The following is a 20,596-nucleotide window of genomic DNA, read 5'->3' as shown; positions in this document are numbered from 1 at the left end:
AATGATTGAAACCAAAGACAATTACACTCTCAGCTCCTCGCAGCCCAAGGTTGCAAGGGTTGAGATTACTGTCACGGGTATCGTTCAGGGGGTCGGTTTCCGGCCCTTCGTATATCGTTACGCAAAAAGTGAACGCCTCAGTGGCTTCGTCCTTAATAACGGCCAAGGGGTAACCATTGAAGTTCAAGGGCAACAGAACGATATCGACAGCTTTATCGAACGTTTTCATAACTCGCCTCCCCCACTTGCCCGTATAGATACACTTAGTTCCAAACAGATTGCCATCGATGATAATTGTGAGGATTTCATCATTGTAGCCAGTGATGGTAATTCGAATGCGGTGGTTGCTGTCTCACCGGATAAGAGCTGCTGCAGTAGCTGTTTAGATGAAATTAATGACCCGGATAACCGCCACTACCGCTATCCGTTTACCAACTGCACCAATTGCGGCCCCAGATATACACTGATTAACGCCCTGCCTTACGATCGTAAACACACATCTATGGCAAGCTTTGATATGTGTGAAACTTGTAAGAGCTCCTATCTCGACCCAATGGACAGGCGTTATCATGCTCAGCCCGTCAGCTGTCCACAGTGCGGGCCGCAGCTCTCTCTGCTCACCAGAGATGGGGCCAGCATCGCCCAAGCCGACAGGGCGCTGAGCGCAACAGTACAAAGGCTGTTACAGGGGGAGATCGTTGCAATTAAGGGCCTTGGTGGCTTCCATTTAGTCTGTGATGCAACCAATCATGGCGCAGTTGAGCGTTTGAGAGAGAGGAAGAGACGTCCGGCTAAACCACTGGCTGTGATGGTAAGCAATCTGGAAATGGCAAAATCCATAGTGACAGGTTCTCAATTTGAGTGGGAGCAGCTCACCTCGATTGAAAGACCTATCACAATCATGACTAAATGCCGCTCGTCGACCCCGGGACTCAGCCCCGCTATCGCACCTGGCATCGATAAGTTGGGGGTATTTTTACCCTATACCCCACTTCACTCTCTTCTTTTGAAAGAGCTCAACATTCCCATCGTCGCCACCAGCGCTAACCGTAGCGGTGAGCCGATCATTTGTGACGCTGATGAGATTGTTGCTCAACTGGGAGACGTTGTCGACTCGATACTCGACCATAACCGCCCCATCATCAACGCCTGTGATGACAGCGTCATCCAATGTGTAGGCGATGAAGTCCAGGTGCTACGCTTAGCCCGTGGTTTTGCGCCGCTGAGTATACACAACCCTACAGCTAGTGCATCGCACCGGCTTGCCGTTGGGGCACAACAAAAAAACAGTATCGCATTTGGCTTCGCCGACAAGATGGTATTGAGCCCTCATATCGGCGATCTGTTTAGCTTAGAAGCAGAAAGCTATTTTGAGCATACATTGGCGACCTTCAAACGCCTCTACCAATTTAGTCCCAATGTGGTCATCAGCGACAAACACCCGGACTATGCCCCTTCCAAATGGGCACAACAATTTACTGAGCAGAACGAGGAGGCAAAACACTTAGAAATTCAGCATCATCATGCCCATATATTGAGTGTCATGGCTGTTAATCAGGTTAAAGAGAAAGTATTAGGCTTTAGCTTCGATGGTACCGGGCTCGGTGACGACCAGTCATTGTGGGGCGGCGAGGCGCTCATTGCCGATGTGGATGGCTTTCAGCGGGTATGCCACATTAAGCCCTTCAAGCTTATCGGCGGAGAACAGGCTATCAGGGACCCGAAACGTTTACTGCTCGCCATCCTGTTTCAACAATACTCACCACAGGAGATCAATGCACTCTCATTGCCCATCCTGAATAGAACCGAACCCCGACTTATAGAGAATCTGCATAGATTATGGCAGGCCGGGAGTAACTGTATTGAAACCTCTTCGGTAGGACGTATTTTCGATGCAGTAGCCGTGCTACTTGGTTTGATTGAGAAGACGCAGTTTGAAGGCCAAGCCGGAATGTTGCTCGAAGCGGCAGCAAATCATGCCGACACCTCAATCGATAGTAAGATGGCGGGTGAGTTTAATTTCTCCCTCCCGGTTATCGACGGGATGTGGGATCTCAATACCCTGTTTAGCCAGTTGGTGGCATCTGTCACCCAAGAGCCCCTGACCCAGCAGAGAATCGGCGCTATTGCCCGCGGATTTATGATTAGCCTCACCGATGCCATCACTGACCTTGCAAAACAACATCGCTCCCTGCCCGTGGTTTTATGTGGCGGGGTATTTCAAAACCGGTATCTCAGTGAGCAAACCATCGCCCGACTTAACGAGCTGGGACATGAGCGACTGACATCTCATCAGGTTCCTATCAACGATGGCGGTATTGCTCTGGGCCAACTCTGGTATGGCTTGCATCACAATTAAAGTGCAAAACAACAATAATCAATAACTGACCTGATGGGAATCAAAGAAATTTTCACATTTTCAGACATTATTTAACATCAGGACTAAAAATGGAGTACAACAATGTGTAAAGATTGCGGCTGTTCACTGACTCGTCCCACTCATGGCGAGCATTCTCATGATCATGAACATCACTCTCACGGCGATCTACATAGTAATCCCCAACTGAATGATAAGAAAACATTAGCGGTTATTCACAAAATACTCGATAAAAATGATATCGAAGCCGCTCATAACCGCGAACATTTCGAAGCCAACGGGGTTACAGCCTTCAACTTAATGAGTAGTCCGGGCAGCGGTAAGACGACCTTGCTTGAAAACTTACATGAATACACAGATCTCAAATACGCCGTAATCGAGGGCGATCTGGAAACTTCACGTGATGCTGACAGATTAAAAGCCAAAGGGATCGACGCTTATCAGATCCAAACCGGCTCGGCCTGTCACCTCGATGCATTTATGGTTCACAGCGCCCTGCACCACATAGAGCTGAAAGATCTCGATATCTGCTTCGTAGAAAACGTCGGGAACCTGGTCTGCCCCGCCTCATATGATGTCGGTACGCACCTGAATGTTGTCCTGGTATCCGTACCTGAAGGCGATGATAAGATTGAAAAATATCCGGTCATGTTCCGCCGCGCCGATCTTGTGCTGATAACCAAGTGCGATCTACTTCCCTACTTTGACTTCAGCGTCGAAGAGGCTCGCGCTCAGGTGAAGAAACTCAATCCGGAAGTTGAGGTACTGCCTGTTTCCATCAAGGATGGCGACTCTATGGCTCAAGTTGCCAACTGGCTTAAAACTCACCGTAAAGGAGCGTAATCATGTGTTTATCAATCCCTTCACAGGTCGTTGAACTTCACGAAGAGGAGCAAAGTGTCACTGTTGAGACGATGGGAGTAAGAAGGAAGGTCAGTGCCCACCTCATGCAGGAGCCCTTGGAAATAGGTGATTATGTCTTGATCCACATCGGATTCGTCATGAATAAGATCGATAAAGCCGACGCATTGGAGAGTATCAAGCTTTATGACGAAATTGTCGAAAAAATGGCCGCGGCGGAGTAATTAATGTTACCACTGAAATCACTTTACCAGGGGTTCAGAGACCCAAGTATTATTGCAAAGTTGGCAGAGATGATCGCCATTGAAGCAGCGAAATGTCCCGAGCCTATCAATATCATGGAGGTGTGTGGCGGACATACTCATACCATCATGAAATACGGCCTGAACCAGCTCCTGCCGGACAACATCAAGTTCATTCATGGACCAGGCTGTCCGGTCTGTATCATGCCTAAAGAGCGTATCGACCATGCCGCTATGCTTGCCAGCCAACCTAATACTATTTTGGTTACATTGGGTGACATGATCCGTGTGCCCGGCTCCAAAGGCAGCCTGGCCGAATTCAGGGCTAAAGGGTGCGATATTCGCCCAATCTACGACCCGCTCGATGCCCTGACCATCGCCACCGAGAATCCGGACAAGACAGTCATCTTCTTCGCAATAGGCTTCGAGACCTCTACCCCTATGACGGCGGTACTTCTCGAGCAAGCGGAAAAGCGAGGTATCGATAACCTCTTGTTTCACATCAACCATGTGTTAGTACCACCGGCAATGGATGCCGTAATGGCAGATCCTAAGGCGACGGTTAACGCATTTATCGGTCCAGCTCATGTCAGTGTGATAAGTGGTGCCAAGGTGTACCGCCCTGCCGTTGAGAACTACCATATGCCTGTCGTGGTATCGGGGTTTGAACCTGTCGACGTTATGGAGTCCATCTTAAGGATCACCAAACAGAAAGCACAAGGCATAGCCGAGCTGGATGTACAATATAGCCGTGCGGTTACCGAAGAGGGAAACCTTGCTGCACAGGAGAAGAACGAAGAGTTCTTCGAGATTAGGGAAGATTTCCGCTGGCGCGGCCTGGGTCCTATACCCAACTCTGCGCTGAAGCTCAGTACTAAGTATGCCCACAGGGATGCCGAGATCATATACGCCGACAGATTGCCAGTGAAAGAGATCGACGACCATAAAGCCTGTCAATGTGGTGATATCCTGCGCGGACTCGCTAATCCCAAAGATTGTAAGGTCTTCGGACGAGGCTGCAGCCCCGAATCACCTCTGGGAAGCTGTATGGTCAGCTCCGAAGGCGCCTGTAACGCTTACTACCGCTACAACGGAGTTTAACCATGTCGAATAAACCAGTGTCGAATAAAATGAAGAGTAAGACCGTTCAACTTAGCCATGGTGGCGGTGGTAAAGAGATGAACGCACTGATCCAGGATATCTTCTTCAGTGAGTTTCACAACCCTATCTTAAACAGCGAGGAGGACGCGGCGCTACTTAAACTTTCCGGTGAAACAGCGTTTACCACCGACTCGTTTACCGTCGCCCCTATCTTCTTCGCCGGCGGCGATATCGGAAAGCTGGCGATCGCCGGCACAGTTAACGATCTGGCAATGATGGGCGCCGAACCACAATATCTGAGTTGTAGCTTCATCATCGAAGAGGGTTTTGAGGTTGATAAGCTCAGAACAATTGCCCAAAGCATGAGCCAGGAGCTGGCCAAGAGTGGCACCCGTATCGTATGCGGCGACACTAAGGTCGTCCCTAAAGGCTGTGCAGATGGCCTGTTTATCAACACGTCAGGCGTGGGCCGGGTCTTACATAAAGGGATCTCGGTCAAAAACATCCAAAAGGGCGACGCCATCATAGTATCACGGGATATCGGTCGCCATGGCGCCGCTATCTTGATGGCCAGAGAAGCGCTGTCTCTCGAGTCTGAACTCACCAGTGATTGTGCCAATTTATGGCCTGTGATCGAACAACTCATCGCCGCCAATATCGACATTCATGCCATGCGTGACGCTACCCGTGGTGGTTTAGCAGCGGTACTCAATGAGTGGGCAGTGGCGTCAAATGTCGGTATCAAGGTCGAAGAGTCTGATATACCAATCAGTGATGAGGTGAAAGGCCTGTGCGAACTCTATGGTTTCGAGGCTCATGACCTGGCCAATGAAGGGACATTTATCATCGCCGTACCTCAGGAGATCGCCCAGGGTGCATTAGAGATAATGCAGCGCTATGGCCACTGCGAAAACGCCGCCATCATAGGCACAGTGACCGATGAGCACCTGGGAAAAGTCGTTATCAAGACACCTTGGGGAAGTAACCGCTATCTCGACCTTCCACACGGTGAACTGCTTCCAAGGATCTGCTAACCATGCATGAATACTCAATCGTCAGTGCGCTGATCGAGCAGTGTGAGCAACATGCTTCAGAGAACGGGGCTAACAGCATAGCACGAGTCGTGATAAAAATCGGCGTCATGAGTGGTGTCGAGCCCGAGCTGCTTAAGACGGCATTTGAAACATTCAAACTCGATGGGATCTGCAAAAATGCCGAACTGGAGATGCAGATCCAACCTCTGGTGATCCACTGCAGAGATTGCGATACCAGTACGCAACTGGAGGAGAGAAATCTCATCTGTCCTCACTGTAAAGGCTTTAACACCCGACTCACCGACGGTGAGGAGATGTTACTGATGCAACTGGAACTCGAGACTGAATAATTTCACAACAAATTGAATCGTTAAATATCAATAATTGACCAAAGTAAACTTACAATAAACAAAATGGAGTTACCTATGAAAAATGTATTATCGATGATAGCGCTACTGGCAATGCCATCAATGGCTATGGCACACGAAGGACATAATGGTGTGGGTCTGTTCCACCATATGTTCGACATTTTGCCGTTTGTAGCCGTTGTGATCATTGCTGCAGGTGCATTTATCTGGAAAAAAAATCAATAACAACTAGAGCTTCAGGCAAGGGTTTGTCTATGGCTTGAACTTCAAACATCGAGACAAAAACTCAAAAGCATGTTTGACAGCGATCGCTGTCAAACCCTTGTTCAAAATATAAAAGAGGAGGTAACCTCCTCTCTTATCACCCGCCTAAAAATAATTTTTGAAATGCTGGATATTGCCCAAAGGAGAGATAATGAAGAGCGTTGCACTTGTTTCGACCATCACCTGTCCCGTTTGCGGCCATAGCAAAGCCGAAAAGATGCCAACCGATGCCTGTCAGTGGTATTACGAGTGCGAGTCATGTAAAACCCTGCTAAGGCCGCTTAAAGGGGATTGCTGTGTGTTTTGCTCTTATGGAACTGTCAAATGCCCTCCGGTGCAGGAAGGAGAGCCTTGTTGCAGCCACAAGAGTTAGTGGCTACAGTCGAACATAGGAAGAGTTGAAAAACAGATACCTATCGATATATCTATGATTAATAACGAGATACGACACTAAAAATTTCTAATACCCAGTTTGATTACCGACCTGAGCCCGCAGAAGCTTAAATTTATGGAAACCTTTACTGCGTAACCGCTGCAGATCGAAATCTATCATCCCTTTACTCTCACGTGCCTTAATCGGCTGAGAGCACTTAAACTCATCCCCGGTAAACTTATTCATCTTCGAGAAGGATTTGTAGCAGATCCTGGCGGGACAGGTGTAGGCACATCCGGCATTGGCAAACAGTCTTATGCGACTCTTGTCCCGGATACTATCCAGCAGCGCATCGTCATCGTTTGCAACCATTGGCAAAACAACCGTCGAGTAGATAGCTAGCGCATCTTCAATCTGACTTGAGGTGGTAATATTCTTAATCACACTCGCTTCTACATCATAGTGAGGAAAATCATCTCTGATCCACTGAGCCAGCTCGTCATTAGTACAGATAATTGAATTAAGTGGCTTATGGTACTTCTGCAAAATTCGTTTGTTCTGCCGATATTCATCGCGGGTGGCAAAGTGATTAGTCATCGGGATCCTGACCCCAATCCCCCACTCATTAAGCTGTAACACATCACTGTTAGAGAGTTGCCTCTGATTAAATGCCCGTCCGCCATACAGGGTCGAACGCTCGACAAAACCGAAGATACTCTCTATCTGATTCAGGGGAAGTGACGGAAAGTTGGTCTGCAGAAATTGACCGATTGGTTCAAGGCGGCTTTTCCCTCTTGCCGAGACAGTAAAGGTAGAAATTGGTGTTACAGTTTCTTGTTGATCGGTAGTGTTCATGTGGGCTTCTGTTTTAATTATAATTTGTTACCACTATAAGAGAGCTGGCTAACATTATCTTGATTCACATCAAAAATAACAATTTAGATACATAACGCCCAAGGGATCTACCACCTACTTAAGTCCCCCCTTGATCAATTAAACAGCATTTCGATTAAAACCATAGCATTACGCATACCCCCAACAAAAACAAGCCGGTTCATGAAGGCAGGTCTCAGTGGCAAAATATTAACCTTCAGTATGTGAAAGATGCAGAAAAGCAGTTAATTTCTTCATTGCTGCACCTCCTCTATAAACCGCACTCCATCCCTTTTCCAAAGTCATTCAGGTGGTAGCGTTTCCCCTCACACAGGATTATTGATATCGATGAACTGATGCTCAATATTAAACTCTCGTGCCAGGTGCCCACCCAGTGCCTGAATGCCATAACGCTCGGTCGCATGATGCCCGGCGGCAAAGTAGTGAACGCCCAACTCCATCGCACTGTGGAAGGTACGTTCCGATACCTCTCCGCTGATAAATGCATCGACACCCAGATCGGCCGCGATATCGATATAATCCTGCGCACCGCCGCTGCACCAGGCGACGCTTTGGATCTCGCCACTGCTCTGGCCAATATGCAGTGCGTCTCTGTTCAACACATTATTCAATCGACTCGAGAAGGCTTCTGCAGACATAGGGGCATCTAACCGTCCCTGCCAGATAAGCCCCTGTGCAACCCCCTCTACAGGCTCAGCATCCGAGATATCCAATCTGCGGCCCAACTCAGCGTTATTGCCTAACATAGGGTGACCATCCAACGGCAGGTGATAACCGAACAGGTTGATATCATTGGCCAGCAAGGCTTTTATCCTTCTTTGCTTCATTCCCGTGATGACTTCAGGCTCCCCTTTCCAGAAAAAGCCATGATGTACCAGAATTGCATCTGCATTTAACTCTACAGCTCTGTCGATCAATGCCTGACAAGCCGTTACTCCGGTTACAATTTTGTTTATCTTTGTTCTGCCCTCAACTTGTAATCCGTTAGGCGCATAGTCCTTATAGTTGGAGATTTGCAGAAACTCTGAAAGATATCGACTTAGCTCTGAACGTGTCATGAAACACCCTTGATTATTCTTTTGTGGAAATATAGCCGATCAATAAACAGCAAAGCGCTCACGTCCACCTGATTATTTACTAAACTAAGTGGTAACTAAATCGCCTGATTGCTGCCGGCTTCGCTATGATTTTAGTCGCATTATGTCCATAAAATCGATTAAAACGTCAGATTTTCAGTGAAAATTGGACTTTATACCAGTTTCACCTATAAAATTGGCTCAAACCTTCAGGTAAACATTAAAATAAATAGGTTATAACTATGTCAAAACTGACCAAAGAAGAGGTTATCAGCGCGTTAGAGTCTGCCTTAGCCGAAAAGCAAGGTAGTGCTGTAACAATTGAGCAGAAAGGCAGCTGGTACAAAATCGATGGCGGTAAGTCATTACGTTTCAGTGAACTTGAGAAGATGCTAGCCGAATTAAACGGTGACGTTGCACCTCAGGCAGAAGCAGAAACTAAAGCTAAACCTGTGGCTAAAACCACTAAGCCTAAAGCGGTAGCCAAGAAGGCACCGGCAACAAAGAAAACCAGTTCGGCTAATGCTAAGGGTGGTAAAACACCTAAAGAGCTATGGCGTGAAAAACTTGCGGGTAAAGGACAGTTACCTCGCGGTTTCTAGTCCCCAGACTACTCACAATAAATAAAAAGGAGCCGATGGCTCCTTTTTATTTATTCGGGTGTTGATATGCCAATCATGCGGATCCGCTACATGGCACGGTCGACTCTGACTCCGCCCTGCAGATAAACAACGCGAACCTCATCTCCCGCATTGAAGATCATCCCAGGATCCAGATCCTGAATAATCATCACCTGCTCGCCATCATCTTGCTGTATCATCAACTCGACTAACTTAAGCTGCTGAACATAACTCGAATTGCCTTGGCGGTTACCGATCCCGGCACCAATCAGCGCTCCGAGCACAGTGGCTACATCCTTTCCGCTCCCCCCACCAAACTGATGACCGATGACACCACCGATGAGGGCACCACCGAAGGTCTTCCACCCCTGGTTTCTATCTTCCACCAGCTGGTTCTGAGTGATATTCCGGACGGAAACTATGCTGCCATAGACAACTTTCTCAACCGGTACCGCCTGATTACGATCGTAAGCGGCATGCGCCGGGAGAAAAACGCTAAAAAACAAGCAAACGTAAAATAAGCGACTAATACTAGGTTTCAACATAATCAATTTTCCGCTAACTTATAAGAAGGTCTCATAAAGATAATTTTACTCAATTGTGAACTCTCTGTCCTACTTAAATCATGAGCTCGAGCGCTTTCCTTCACCGGAATATGCTTTGACCGATCCTAATGGCTTACTCGCCATTGGGGGAGACCTACACCCGACCCGCCTGTTAAATGCCTACTATGAGGGGATCTTTCCCTGGTTTAATGCCGACGACCCCATCCTCTGGTGGTCACCCGATCCACGGGCGGTATTTGTTCCGGGCAGTATGAAAACCAGCCGCAGCCTGATAAAACACCTTAAGAAACAAGATTGGACCTTTAGCATCAATCGTGCTTTCAAACAGGTAGTGATGGGATGTGCCGCCCCAAGGGCAGCCCAGGATGGCACCTGGATAACAGAGGATATTCAAGCGGCTTACCTTCAACTGCACAAGCAGGGGCACGCCCACTCTCTAGAGGTTTGGGATGGCGATACACTGATAGGCGGGCTGTATGGCTTAGCGATCGGGCAAGTTTTCTGTGGCGAATCTATGTTTCACACACAGACAAATGCATCTAAAGCTGCCATGCTTGTATTACACCAACACCTTTTGAAACAAGGGTTCAAACTCATAGACGCGCAGGTGATAAACCCTCACCTGGAATCATTAGGGGCTACCGCCCTGAAGAGAAGAGATTTCATCAATCTGCTTAAGCGTTTTCGTGACGGTAACGTCGCCTCAGATCCCTGGGTAGTAACAGAGGTACTTCTTGAGCTTTAAATCACAACCCATTTCGGTTGGAGTCACTAAAATTTTTCCCTGTAGCTATATCGAGACTCAACAGGAGCAGTTGTTAGTCTTACAAGAGGGGGATATAGGTCTGGAACTGTTCGAGCAACTCTTAGCCTTAGGTTTCAGGCGCAGTGGCGGAACGATCTATAAACCACAATGCCCCAACTGTCAGGCCTGCCTGCCGATCAGGCTCCCAGCACGTCTGTTCACGCCGTCAAGAAGGCAAAAGAGAACCCTGAGAAATAACCGGGATCTGGTTTGGAAAATTGTCGACAAACAGACCGAGGAGCACTATACGCTCTATGAGAGATATATTAATGTCAGGCACAAAGACGGACCTATGTATCCGGCCTCAAAAGAGCAGTATTATCACTTTATCGCTTCCGGATGGCTCAAGCCCATATTCATAGAGCTATGGAACAAAGAGTCACTAATAGGCGTGGCCGTTACCGACATTCTGCCAAACAGTTTATCGGCGATATATAGCTTTTTCTGCCCTGATGAGCAAAAGCGTTCGCTTGGTTCGCTGCTCATACTCATCCAGTGCCGCCTGGCAAAGTTGATGGACAAAGAGTTCGTTTATCTTGGCTATCAGATCGATGAGTCGAGAAAGATGAACTATAAACGGGACTATACCCCATACCAGATTTTAACGGCATCAGGATGGCAGCAAGCGCCTGAAGAATAAACTCTATTGTTCATCGATCCCCAGCGGGCTATCCCCTGGTTATTTATCACGCTTAAGCTAACCTTCTCTTTACAGGAGCCGGATTTTACGGCATGATACGCCCGTTTTTAATATTTGAAGGCTAACAGGATAACTGATTAATGGCGAAAGAAGACAACATTGAGATGCAAGGCACGATCCTTGAAACCTTGCCGAACACAATGTTTCGTGTGGAGCTAGAGAATGGTCACGTTGTGATTGCACACATCTCAGGCAAAATGCGTAAAAACTATATTAGAATTTTGACCGGTGATAAGGTCACAGTTCAGCTGACCCCTTACGATTTGAGCAAAGGTCGCATCGTCTTCCGTTCACGCTAAGTTAGCAATAACAGATTTTAAAAACCGGCCAGGCCGGTTTTTTTATTTTAATCGTAATTAAAAAAGGCTGCAGTTGCAGCCTTTTTTGTACCTTGCGTCCGGGAAATATCAGCTATTCACTTTTTCAGGACTCTTAATCGAGATCGCGATCTCATCATTGTCGATATCGACATGAGCAATACCACCCTTCTCGAGATCGCCAAACAAGATCTCATCGGCCAGAGGCCGTTTGATCAACTCGGTAACGACTCGTGCCATAGGCCTTGCGCCCATCGACTTATCATAACCTTTCTCGGCGAGTAAGGTTCTGGCTTCATCGGTAACATCTAAGGTCACTCCCTTATCATCAAGCTGAGCTTGAAGTTCAACAAGGAACTTATCGACAACTTTAGCTATCACCATCATATCGAGGTGGTTGAACCAGATGATCTCATCCAGGCGATTTCTGAACTCAGGTGAAAATACTTTGTTGATCTCAGAAAGCGCGTCCAGACTGTGGTCTTGCTGTTTAAAGCCTATCGACTTTCTCACCGTCTCCTGAACACCCGCATTGGTCGTCATCACCAGGGTAACGTGCCTGAAATCGGCTTTACGACCATTGTTGTCTGTTAAGGTACCGTGATCCATCACCTGCAGCAGCAGGTTGTAGACATCCGGATGTGCCTTTTCAATCTCATCTAGCAATACGACACAGTGAGGTGTTTTAATCACGGCATCGGTTAACAGGCCACCTTGATCGTAACCGACATATCCCGGTGGTGCACCGATAAGGCGTGAGACCGTATGGCTCTCCATATATTCAGACATGTCAAATCGTACTAAATTCAGGCCGAGACATTTAGCCAGTTGACTCGTCACCTCAGTTTTACCAACCCCTGTAGGACCGGCAAACAGAAAACTACCGACCGGCTTATCTTCTCCGCCTAACCCACTGCGTGATAAACGAATAGCCGAACTGAGGCTCTCAATCGCATTATCCTGTCCAAAGACCACCATTTTCAGGTTACGTTCAAGATTGCGAAGCATATCTTTGTCAGTGGCCGATACAGACTTCTCAGGAATGCGTGCCATCTTGGCTATGATGGACTCAATCTCTCCCTGACCTATGGTCTTCTTACGGCGACTCGCCGGCTGCATTGCCATACGTGCTCCGGCTTCATCGATAACATCGATCGCTTTATCCGGCAGATGACGGTCATTGATATGCTTATCAGACAGTTTTGCCGCGACACTCAACGCAGCCATCGTATATCTGACCCCATGATGTTCTTCATATTTTGACTTGAGTCCCTGAAGGATCTTGGTAGTTTCGGCGACAGACGGTTCGTTAATATCCACCTTCTGGAATCGTCTCGCTAGCGCCCTGTCCTTCTCGAAGATACTCTGGTACTCCTGAAAAGTCGTCGAGCCCATACACCTGAGGTTACCGCCGGACAATAGGGGCTTGAGTAGATTTGAAGCATCCATCACCCCACCGGAAGCAGCGCCGGCACCAATTATGGTATGGATCTCATCGATAAACAGGATGGCATGCTCATTATGTTCGAGCTCCCTGAGCAGGCTTTTAAAACGTTTTTCAAAATCACCGCGATATTTAGTTCCCGCAAGTAGTGCGCCTAAGTCCAATGAGTAGACGGTTGCCTTACTCATAATATCTGGCACCTCCTCCTTGACGATGCGATAAGCCAGCCCTTCAGCAATAGCGGTCTTACCAACACCGGCTTCGCCCACAAGGAGTGGATTGTTTTTTCTTCTGCGGCAGAGGATCTGAATAGATCGCTCAATCTCGTCGCTTCGGCCAATTAAGGGATCAATATTCCCAAGAAGCGCACGCTCATTAAGGTTATCGGCAAACTGAGACAACTTGCTCTTCTCCTCCTCGGTCTCAGTTTGATCTTCTATTCGCTCCTGATTCAGATCACTATCCATCTCATTCTTCGAAACACCGTGGGAGATAAAGTTCACCACGTCGAGTCGGGTTACCTCACCATTACGCAGTAGGTAAACGGCTTGGGATTCCTGCTCACTGAAGATAGCGACGAGTACGTTGGCACCGGTAACTTCATTTCGTCCCGATGACTGGACATGGAAAACGGCCCTTTGAAGCACACGCTGGAAACCTAATGTAGGCTGAGTCTCTCTATCGTCTTCTGGATCGGCGATGATGGGCGTCGTTTGTTGAATAAAACCTGATACATCCTCTCTTAACTTATCAAGGTTTGCCCCACAAGCGACCAAGGCTTCCTGCGCCGCTGGATTATCGATTAAGGCTAAGAGTAAATGTTCTACCGTCATATACTCATGACGGGCATCTCTGGCTTGTTGGAATGCCAGATTTAAGGTGACTTCGAGATCTTTATTTAGCATAAGCGCCCCCTAAATTTACCACATGATTTACCCAATTCAGGCTTTCTCTAAAGAACACAGTAACGGATGTTGGTTTTGTCTTGCAAATTGATTTACCTGAGCAACCTTAGTTTCTGCAATTCCAAAGGGAAAGACTCCACAGATCCCTTTGCCTTGATTATGAATAGCCAACATGATGTCAGTGGCATCCTGTTCATTCTTTTTGAAGAAGAGTTGTAAAACCTCAATCACAAAGTCCATCGGAGTGTAATCATCATTGTTTAGTATCACCTTGTACATAGGCGGTGGCATTAACTCAGATTCTACACTCTCTTCTACATGTTCGATATTTACTGCTTTACCCATGTTTCAATATTAGCCTCTACTATTGGCTTGTACCAATCAATGACAATTTTATTCCCATTGATAACTCAACATCTCACATATACCGCACCAATTGATACAACTTTTTTGCCGATTTGTTGATTAATTGTTAATTTGCTCTTGACATACCATGTTACTGCTTTCATTCTGTTCAACAAGCGGTGAATTTTTCCCGCTTACTAAGTTTTACTATCTTACTGGGAAGTAGACAACAGAAGGAAGTGGAAGTATGGCAAACGGAACTGTTAAATGGTTCAACAACGCCAAAGGATTCGGGTTTATCTGCCCTGATGCTGGTGGTGAAGATGTTTTTGCACACTATTCTACCATCGAAATGGAAGGCTATCGAACTCTAAAAGCAGGCCAACCAGTCCAATTCGAAGTAGAAGCGGGTCCAAAGGGTATGCACGCGTCAGCAATTTCGCCCACAAATTAGTGGTGCGACGTAAGACAAAAAAGGCAGGGAATATTCTATTCCCTGCCTTTTTTATTTTTTGTTCGAAGCAACAAAGTTAGCAGCGAAGAGGGCTCCCTCTCCGCTGACTGACCAATATTAAGCGGTAAACAAGGCGTTTAATGTTGCGCTTGGGCGCATCGCTGCAGAGGCCTTGTCAGCATCCAGGCGATAGTAACCACCGAGCTCAACAGCATCCCCTTGAGCACCATTTAACTCATCGACAATTTTCTTCTCATTGGCGGTCAAAGACTCTGCAAGAGAGGTAAACTCAGCCTTCAGCTCGGTATCCTGATCCTGGTTTGCAACCGCTTGAGCCCAATACATAGCCAAATAGAAATGGCTACCCCGGTTGTCCAGTTGACCGACACGGCGTAGTGGTGACTTGTTTTGCTCCAGGAACTGACCGATTGCAGTATCCAGCGTGTCAGCCAATACCTGTGCTTTGGCATTATTGTTAGATTGGCTAAGGTGCTCCAGCGACGCCGCCAGAGCTAAAAACTCACCTAATGAGTCCCAGCGCAGGTGCCCCTCTTTCTCAACTTGCTGGACATGTTTAGGCGCACTGCCGCCGGCACCGGTTTCAAACAGGCCACCGCCGTTCATCAACGGGACAATTGAGAGCATTTTTGCACTCGTACCAAGCTCCAGAATCGGAAAGAGGTCTGTCAGATAGTCACGCAGTACATTGCCGGTTACAGAGATGGTATTTAAGCCATCTTTTGTACGCTGCAACGTATATCGGGTCGCTTCAACCGGTGACATGATCTGAATATCAAGCCCCTGTGTATCATGCTCAGGAAGATATTGCTTCACCTTGCGGATGATTTGAGCATCATGAGCACGGTTTTCATCCAGCCAGAAAACGGCAGGCGTCGATGACAGGCGAGCACGTCTTACGGCCAGTTTAACCCAATCACGAATTGGCGCATCTTTGACCTGACACATTCTCCAGATATCACCTGCCTCGACATCGTGACTCAACAATACGTCGCCATTGTTATCAATGACCTTGACCGTACCCGCAGCCGGAATCTCAAATGTCTTATCATGGCTGCCATACTCTTCGGCTTTCTGTGCCATCAAGCCGACATTGGGCACACTTCCCATGGTTGAGGGGTCAAAGGCACCATTCTCTTTACAGAACTTCATGGTCTCCTGGTAAACGCCTGCATAGCAGCGGTCAGGGATCATAGCCTTGGTATCTTTGGGTTGACCGTCTGCGCCCCACATCATTCCTGATGTACGGATTGCAGCCGGCATAGAGGCATCGATAATGACATCGCTCGGCACATGCAGGTTGGTGATCCCTTTATCAGAGTCGACCATAGCAAGTTCCGGGCGCTGCTGATAAATAGCTGCAATATCGGCTTCGATTTCGGCTTTGCGCTCATCGGAAAGTGTAGCTATCTTAGCGTATACATCGCCAATACCATTATTGGCATCGACGCCCAACTCTTCAAACAAGCCGGCATACTTAGTAAATACGTCTTTATAATAAACCTTCACGGCATGACCAAATAAAATCGGGTCAGATACCTTCATCATGGTTGCTTTCAGGTGCAAAGAGAGCAATACATCCTGCGCCTTGGCATCTTGAGTTTCACGTTCAAAAAACTCAACCAATGCACTCTTACTCATCACAGCGGCATCGATAACTTCACCAACCTGTAAAGAGAGTGATTCTCTGAGCACCTGCTCACTGCCATCTTTTTTGGCTAATACGATATGAACATTACTCTCTTTATCGAGAGTCATAGACTTTTCACTGCCATAGAAGTCGCCTTCACTCATGTGTGCCACATGAGATTTTGAGTCACGACTCCAGGCGCCCATTGAATGAGGGTTCTTCTGTGCATATTGCTTCACTGACCCAGGTGCACGGCGATCTGAATTACCTTCACGCAAAACCGGGTTTACCGCACTTCCTTTGATTTTGTCATAACGAGCTTTAATCGCAGTTTCTGCAGCGTTTGCCGGCTCATCCGGATAAGACGGGATATCGTAACCTTTGTTCTGCAGCTCCAAAATACAGGCTTTAAGCTGAGGAATAGATGCACTGATATTAGGTAGCTTGATGATATTAGCGCCTGGCTTACTCACTAACTCGCCTAATTCACCTAAGGCATCTGAAATTTTTTGAGACTCGGAAAGCTTGTTAGGAAAATTAGCAATAACCCGGCCTGATAGGGAGATATCTCGAGTTTCAACACTCACACCGGCGGCTTGAGTAAAGGTCTTAATGATAGGTAATAAAGAGAGAGTGGCTAATGCCGGAGCTTCGTCCGTTTCGGTATAAATAATCGTTGATGATTTGTCGGTCATTTTCATTCCTACATTATTGTAAAATAAAGAATTTAAGATATTTTAGTTTATTCTTACACTGCTTTTTATTCGTGATACAGTTTCTTATAAGAGTTGGGCCATTGGCTGTTAAGAGACGCGCTAATCGTGAATGAAGCCGGTTGAGCCACGCTTCAATTATCAGGCGTCTCGCGTTTATACGGCGCTAAGCTCCAGGTCTTTGCGCCACGATTAACTTCTCAAAATTAATAACAATTAGTCACAGATCACACTTTAATGGCGCATATCATAGATCATTCCGGGCAATATTCAAATTCCACTAATGGCGAATGCGAAGTACAATATGAGTATAAAGTCATACTATGCCAGAAGTTAGCAAAAGTGAGTCACACTATTTCTCGTCAAGCAAAACCCAAAAAAGCCACTTCATCATTCGGCAACAGAACCGCCAATGGAGACAAGCGCTCTGATAGACATAAAAGCAATAAACAGCATACTGCTAAGCCGGCAAAACGCAAAAGAGTTACCGCAAAACCCAGAGCCAAAGATCCTGTTATAGTATTGTTTAACAAGCCATTCGATGTGCTTTGCCAGTTTACCGATGAGCAGGGTCGTAAAACATTGAAAGACTATATTCCCATCCCGGACGTCTATGCAGCGGGGCGTCTGGACAGAGACAGCGAGGGACTGCTCTTACTGACTAACGACGGTAAATTACAATCTAAGATCACCGAGCCGAAAAAACGCACCTTTAAGACCTACTGGGTTCAAGTAGAAGGTGCACCCGACGAGGAGGAGCTGAATAAGTTACGCCAAGGTGTCGAGCTTAAAGATGGCATGACGCTACCTGCAAAAGTAAAGATCATGCCTCAACCGGATATCTGGGTACGTACGCCACCTATCAGGGAGCGCAAGTCGATACCGACAACCTGGCTGGAGATACAAATTTGTGAGGGAAGAAACCGTCAGGTAAGAAGAATGACTGCCAGCATAGGCTTTCCTACTCTCAGATTGATTCGCTATAAAATAGGCCAGTGGAGTCTTAACGATATTAAATCCGGAGAATTTTGCGTCGTTGAGATGCCTGAATAAGCTTGGATATGCTGTATTTCGATATTTAACCCAGCTATCCGTTTATAATGCATCAGCCCCTCAGTGGCGATGTTGAATCTTACACCGACAGACAGAGAGCTGAGTATGACCGACAGGTATAGACCCAATGTTACAGTGGCCTGCACTATTGAGTGTCAAGGTAAATACCTGATCGTCGAGGAGATAATTGACGGAGAAAAACGCTATAACCAGCCGGCGGGCCATCTGGAGAAAGGCGAAACCTTAATCATGGCCTGCCAACGTGAAGTCTTTGAGGAGACAGGCATTAACCTGACACCTCAAGGATTAACCGGCATATACCAGTTCGCTGCCAGCGATGACCTCGCCTTCCTGCGGTTTACATTTCATGCCAGCATCGAGGCGCTCTGTCCTCTTAATCCACAAGACACAGAGATCAATCGGGCACTATGGCTAACCTTTGAGGAGATAAAAGCGATAGAACATAGACTCAGAAGCCCTCTGGTACTCACAAGCCTGAATGACTTTCGTAATAAAATTCACTATCCGCTGGAACTGCTTAATGGAGACCATCTGAGGTTAGCCCCTGGCTCGAATGCGTGATAGAATACGCCCCCGAAAATGTAGCTTGTTTTCTGTATCGCTCATACTTCGTAAAGAGTGAACCGCAACCCCGGCTACCAAGACACATTCAACGGTTTTAGGATCTATGGCATTAAACGAACCCACAACTATCGGTAAAAAAGTCATTGTCGGCATGTCCGGCGGTGTTGATTCATCAGTTTCGGCTTACCTGCTGTTAAAACAGGGATATCAGGTCGAAGGACTTTTCATGAAAAACTGGGAAGAAGATGACACCGATGAATATTGTGCCGCCGCGGACGATCTAAAAGATGCTCAGGCGGTCTGTGACAAGCTGGGAATAAAGCTGCACACAGTTAACTTTGCCTCAGAGTATTGGGACAATGTATTCGAGTACTTTTTAGCCGAGTATAAAGCAGGCAGAACACCGAATCCGGATATTATCTGCAATAAAGAGATTAAGTTTAAAGCCTTTCTCGAGTTTGCAGATGACATTTTAGACGCGGACTTCATCGCCATGGGACATTATGTTCGTCGCAGTGATGAAAGCGGCCAAAGCCAGATGCTCAGGGGCATAGATAACAATAAAGACCAGAGTTACTTCCTCTACACCCTGAGCCATGAGCAGATTTCCCGTTCACTTTTTCCCGTAGGCGAACTCGAAAAGAGCGAAGTCAGGGAGATAGCGAAAGAGATGGGACTTATCACACACGATAAGAAGGACAGCACGGGGATCTGTTTTATCGGCGAACGCAAGTTCACCGATTTTCTCAGTACCTTCCTGCCGGCGCAACCGGGTGACATCGAAACCACCGAAGGCGAAGTTATCGGCACCCACCAGGGGCTCATGTACCATACATTAGGACAGCGTAAGGGCCTGGGTATCGGCGGCATGAAAAACAGCAATGAGGATCCCTGGTATGTCGTCGACAAAGATATGGACAGAAACGTTCTGATTGTCGGCCAGGGCGGCAATCACCCAAGGTTAATGTCAGTAGGCTTCTATGCCGATCAACTCCACTGGGTGGACAGAAAAGGACCGGTAGATGGCGCTAAAATCACGGTGAAGACCCGTTATCGCCAAAGAGATGTTGCCTGTACCTTGACCTACGAAGGCGATGACAGAATTAAAGTCATATTTGATGAGCCAGTGGCAGCGGTAACCCCGGGACAATCGGCTGTATTTTATGATGCAGAACTCTGCCTGGGTGGCGGAATCATCGATTCATTAATTAGAGAATAAGACGTGAGCGAGCAGCTAATTGACCGTACTATGGCCTTTGCAGGTATTTTGCAGGCCATTGCGCAAGTGCAACACATTGCGAGACATGGAAACTCAGACAGAGACAGCCTTGCAGCCAGCTTAAACACCATTCTGGTAACTAATCCGGATACAACCTCTGATGTTTATGCTGACAAAGTAGCCTTGAATAAAGGCTACCAACTCATTATCAATCAACTCGGTGATGCTAAAGATAAAGATGTCGAGGTGACGCGATATCTTGTCGGTATTTTGGCCTTAGAAAGAAAATTAGCCCGTGGGAATGCCATGGGAATATTGTCTGAACGTATCAATCAGATCCATCGTCAACTACATCACTTTGAGATCACCGATCAGCAGGTCATCGCTAATTTCGCCGGTATCTATAGCGATATCATCAGTACGTTAGGGCCCAAGATTCAAATTTCGGGTAATCCTGAATACCTGAAACAGCCTCAAGTACAGGAAAAGATTCGTGCCCTACTGCTGTCAGCCATGCGCAGCGCAGTATTATGGCGCCAATTAGGAGGCAAGCGCAGACACCTTGTCTTCGCAAGAAAAACAATAGTCGATATAGCTAAAAAAAGCCTCACCCTATAATAAATAAGCCAAGT

Annotated in this window: 23 protein-coding genes; 17 read left to right on the top strand and 6 right to left on the bottom strand. The window is 47.1% G+C overall.

The features are described from left to right. Position 1 precedes the first annotated feature (1 nt). From hypF to Q1B47_RS12890, 8 genes are all read left to right on the top strand, one after another. Entirely contained in the window at positions 2–2,359 is a 2,358-nt protein-coding gene (gene hypF / locus Q1B47_RS12925) for a carbamoyltransferase HypF (RefSeq protein ID WP_299794316.1), read from the top strand. A 102-nt stretch (positions 2,360–2,461) separates the two neighbouring features. Next, the gene (gene hypB, locus Q1B47_RS12920) at positions 2,462–3,220 is read left to right on the top strand and encodes a hydrogenase nickel incorporation protein HypB (protein WP_299794314.1); all 759 of its coding nucleotides are present in this window, start codon (positions 2,462–2,464) and stop codon (positions 3,218–3,220) included. A 2-nt stretch (positions 3,221–3,222) separates the two neighbouring features. Further along, positions 3,223–3,462 (top strand): HypC/HybG/HupF family hydrogenase formation chaperone, encoded by a 240-nt coding sequence (gene hypC, locus Q1B47_RS12915; RefSeq protein ID WP_299794312.1) that lies wholly within the window; start codon positions 3,223–3,225, stop codon positions 3,460–3,462. A gap of 3 nt (positions 3,463–3,465) precedes the next feature. After that, positions 3,466–4,581, top strand: a complete 1,116-nt coding sequence (gene hypD / locus Q1B47_RS12910) for a hydrogenase formation protein HypD (RefSeq protein ID WP_299794310.1) — start codon at positions 3,466–3,468, stop codon at positions 4,579–4,581. Positions 4,582–4,598: 17 nt separating this feature from the next. Continuing rightward, complete coding sequence (gene hypE / locus Q1B47_RS12905) at positions 4,599–5,615, top strand: hydrogenase expression/formation protein HypE (RefSeq protein ID WP_299794614.1); 1,017 nt, start codon at positions 4,599–4,601, stop codon at positions 5,613–5,615. A 2-nt stretch (positions 5,616–5,617) separates the two neighbouring features. After that, a complete protein-coding gene (hypA, locus tag Q1B47_RS12900; RefSeq protein WP_299794307.1) occupies positions 5,618–5,965 on the top strand; it encodes a hydrogenase/urease nickel incorporation protein HypA in 348 nt (115 codons plus the stop codon). Positions 5,966–6,040: 75 nt separating this feature from the next. Then, a complete protein-coding gene (locus Q1B47_RS12895) occupies positions 6,041–6,208 on the top strand; it encodes a hypothetical protein (protein WP_299794304.1) in 168 nt (55 codons plus the stop codon). Positions 6,209–6,398: 190 nt separating this feature from the next. Then, complete coding sequence (locus Q1B47_RS12890; protein WP_299794301.1) at positions 6,399–6,620, top strand: GDCCVxC domain-containing (seleno)protein; 222 nt, start codon at positions 6,399–6,401, stop codon at positions 6,618–6,620. Positions 6,621–6,707: 87 nt separating this feature from the next. Here the strand turns inward: Q1B47_RS12890 and Q1B47_RS12885 are convergent, their stop codons facing one another. Together Q1B47_RS12885 and Q1B47_RS12880 are read right to left on the bottom strand one after the other, a co-directional pair. After that, the gene (locus Q1B47_RS12885; protein ID WP_299794298.1) at positions 6,708–7,475 is read right to left on the bottom strand and encodes a hypothetical protein; all 768 of its coding nucleotides are present in this window, start codon (positions 7,473–7,475) and stop codon (positions 6,708–6,710) included. Between the two features lie 344 nt (positions 7,476–7,819). Further along, on the bottom strand, positions 7,820–8,572 hold the full coding sequence (locus Q1B47_RS12880; RefSeq protein WP_299794295.1) for a Nif3-like dinuclear metal center hexameric protein: 753 nt from the start codon (positions 8,570–8,572) through the stop codon (positions 7,820–7,822). A gap of 260 nt (positions 8,573–8,832) precedes the next feature. On the opposite strand from Q1B47_RS12880, the gene Q1B47_RS12875 reads away from it, so the two are divergent. Further along, entirely contained in the window at positions 8,833–9,192 is a 360-nt protein-coding gene (locus tag Q1B47_RS12875) for a hypothetical protein (protein ID WP_299794292.1), read from the top strand. Between the two features lie 86 nt (positions 9,193–9,278). On the opposite strand, the gene Q1B47_RS12870 is transcribed toward Q1B47_RS12875, so the two are convergent. Further along, a complete protein-coding gene (locus Q1B47_RS12870; protein ID WP_299794288.1) occupies positions 9,279–9,755 on the bottom strand; it encodes a glycine zipper 2TM domain-containing protein in 477 nt (158 codons plus the stop codon). A 55-nt stretch (positions 9,756–9,810) separates the two neighbouring features. On the opposite strand from Q1B47_RS12870, the gene aat reads away from it, so the two are divergent. From aat to infA, 3 genes are all read left to right on the top strand, one after another. After that, on the top strand, positions 9,811–10,521 hold the full coding sequence (aat, locus tag Q1B47_RS12865; RefSeq protein WP_299794285.1) for a leucyl/phenylalanyl-tRNA--protein transferase: 711 nt from the start codon (positions 9,811–9,813) through the stop codon (positions 10,519–10,521). Beyond that, complete coding sequence (locus tag Q1B47_RS12860) at positions 10,511–11,221, top strand: arginyltransferase (protein WP_299794282.1); 711 nt, start codon at positions 10,511–10,513, stop codon at positions 11,219–11,221. Before aat ends, Q1B47_RS12860 begins: the two co-directional genes overlap by 11 nt. 140 nt (positions 11,222–11,361) lie before the next feature. Further along, positions 11,362–11,580 (top strand): translation initiation factor IF-1, encoded by a 219-nt coding sequence (gene infA / locus Q1B47_RS12855; RefSeq protein ID WP_011865366.1) that lies wholly within the window; start codon positions 11,362–11,364, stop codon positions 11,578–11,580. A gap of 108 nt (positions 11,581–11,688) precedes the next feature. Here infA and clpA read toward each other — a convergent pair whose 3' ends face one another. Both clpA and clpS read right to left on the bottom strand, forming a co-directional pair. Then, positions 11,689–13,947 carry an ATP-dependent Clp protease ATP-binding subunit ClpA gene (gene clpA, locus Q1B47_RS12850; protein WP_299794254.1) on the bottom strand — a complete coding sequence of 753 codons (2,259 nt, stop codon included), beginning with the start codon at positions 13,945–13,947 and terminating at the stop codon, positions 11,689–11,691. Between the two features lie 36 nt (positions 13,948–13,983). After that, positions 13,984–14,292: an ATP-dependent Clp protease adapter ClpS gene (clpS, locus tag Q1B47_RS12845; protein ID WP_299794251.1), complete on the bottom strand. Its 309-nt coding sequence runs from the start codon at positions 14,290–14,292 to the stop codon at positions 13,984–13,986. Between the two features lie 247 nt (positions 14,293–14,539). On the opposite strand from clpS, the gene cspD reads away from it, so the two are divergent. Next, a complete protein-coding gene (cspD, locus tag Q1B47_RS12840) occupies positions 14,540–14,746 on the top strand; it encodes a cold shock domain-containing protein CspD (protein WP_076413583.1) in 207 nt (68 codons plus the stop codon). 117 nt (positions 14,747–14,863) lie between these two features. Here the strand turns inward: cspD and Q1B47_RS12835 are convergent, their stop codons facing one another. Then, a complete protein-coding gene (locus tag Q1B47_RS12835) occupies positions 14,864–17,089 on the bottom strand; it encodes an NADP-dependent isocitrate dehydrogenase (protein ID WP_299794240.1) in 2,226 nt (741 codons plus the stop codon). 360 nt (positions 17,090–17,449) lie between these two features. On the opposite strand from Q1B47_RS12835, the gene Q1B47_RS12830 reads away from it, so the two are divergent. The 4 genes from Q1B47_RS12830 to hflD all read left to right on the top strand — a co-directional run bounded on the left by Q1B47_RS12830 (position 17,450) and on the right by hflD (position 20,582). After that, on the top strand, positions 17,450–18,160 hold the full coding sequence (locus Q1B47_RS12830) for a pseudouridine synthase (RefSeq protein ID WP_299794237.1): 711 nt from the start codon (positions 17,450–17,452) through the stop codon (positions 18,158–18,160). A 105-nt stretch (positions 18,161–18,265) separates the two neighbouring features. Beyond that, entirely contained in the window at positions 18,266–18,742 is a 477-nt protein-coding gene (locus Q1B47_RS12825; protein WP_299794234.1) for an NUDIX hydrolase, read from the top strand. Between the two features lie 106 nt (positions 18,743–18,848). Further along, complete coding sequence (gene mnmA / locus Q1B47_RS12820; protein WP_299794231.1) at positions 18,849–19,964, top strand: tRNA 2-thiouridine(34) synthase MnmA; 1,116 nt, start codon at positions 18,849–18,851, stop codon at positions 19,962–19,964. A 3-nt stretch (positions 19,965–19,967) separates the two neighbouring features. Continuing rightward, positions 19,968–20,582 (top strand): high frequency lysogenization protein HflD, encoded by a 615-nt coding sequence (gene hflD / locus Q1B47_RS12815; RefSeq protein ID WP_299794229.1) that lies wholly within the window; start codon positions 19,968–19,970, stop codon positions 20,580–20,582. The last annotated feature ends 14 nt before the right edge of the window (positions 20,583–20,596 follow it).

It is taken from the genome of uncultured Shewanella sp., assembly GCF_947501225.1.
Lineage (GTDB): Bacteria > Pseudomonadota > Gammaproteobacteria > Enterobacterales > Shewanellaceae > Shewanella.
Note: the sequence above shows the minus strand (reverse complement) of the source record. Positions and strands in the feature narration are given on the sequence as shown.

Bases quoted from the DNA above. Each gene is read 5' to 3' on its own strand.
- hypF (WP_299794316.1), top strand. From the start codon at position 2: ATGATTGAAACCAAAGACAATTACACTCTCAGCTCCTCGCAGCCCAAG.
- hypB (WP_299794314.1), top strand. From the start codon at position 2,462: ATGTGTAAAGATTGCGGCTGTTCACTGACTCGTCCCACTCATGGCGAG.
- hypC (WP_299794312.1), top strand. From the start codon at position 3,223: ATGTGTTTATCAATCCCTTCACAGGTCGTTGAACTTCACGAAGAGGAG.
- hypD (WP_299794310.1), top strand. From the start codon at position 3,466: ATGTTACCACTGAAATCACTTTACCAGGGGTTCAGAGACCCAAGTATT.
- hypA (WP_299794307.1), top strand. From the start codon at position 5,618: ATGCATGAATACTCAATCGTCAGTGCGCTGATCGAGCAGTGTGAGCAA.
- Q1B47_RS12895 (WP_299794304.1), top strand. From the start codon at position 6,041: ATGAAAAATGTATTATCGATGATAGCGCTACTGGCAATGCCATCAATG.
- Q1B47_RS12890 (WP_299794301.1), top strand. From the start codon at position 6,399: ATGAAGAGCGTTGCACTTGTTTCGACCATCACCTGTCCCGTTTGCGGC.
- Q1B47_RS12885 (WP_299794298.1), bottom strand. From the start codon at position 7,475: ATGAACACTACCGATCAACAAGAAACTGTAACACCAATTTCTACCTTT.
- Q1B47_RS12880 (WP_299794295.1), bottom strand. From the start codon at position 8,572: ATGACACGTTCAGAGCTAAGTCGATATCTTTCAGAGTTTCTGCAAATC.
- Q1B47_RS12875 (WP_299794292.1), top strand. From the start codon at position 8,833: ATGTCAAAACTGACCAAAGAAGAGGTTATCAGCGCGTTAGAGTCTGCC.
- Q1B47_RS12870 (WP_299794288.1), bottom strand. From the start codon at position 9,755: ATGTTGAAACCTAGTATTAGTCGCTTATTTTACGTTTGCTTGTTTTTT.
- infA (WP_011865366.1), top strand. From the start codon at position 11,362: ATGGCGAAAGAAGACAACATTGAGATGCAAGGCACGATCCTTGAAACC.
- clpA (WP_299794254.1), bottom strand. From the start codon at position 13,947: ATGCTAAATAAAGATCTCGAAGTCACCTTAAATCTGGCATTCCAACAA.
- clpS (WP_299794251.1), bottom strand. From the start codon at position 14,292: ATGGGTAAAGCAGTAAATATCGAACATGTAGAAGAGAGTGTAGAATCT.
- cspD (WP_076413583.1), top strand. From the start codon at position 14,540: ATGGCAAACGGAACTGTTAAATGGTTCAACAACGCCAAAGGATTCGGG.
- Q1B47_RS12835 (WP_299794240.1), bottom strand. From the start codon at position 17,089: ATGACCGACAAATCATCAACGATTATTTATACCGAAACGGACGAAGCT.
- Q1B47_RS12825 (WP_299794234.1), top strand. From the start codon at position 18,266: ATGACCGACAGGTATAGACCCAATGTTACAGTGGCCTGCACTATTGAG.
- mnmA (WP_299794231.1), top strand. From the start codon at position 18,849: ATGGCATTAAACGAACCCACAACTATCGGTAAAAAAGTCATTGTCGGC.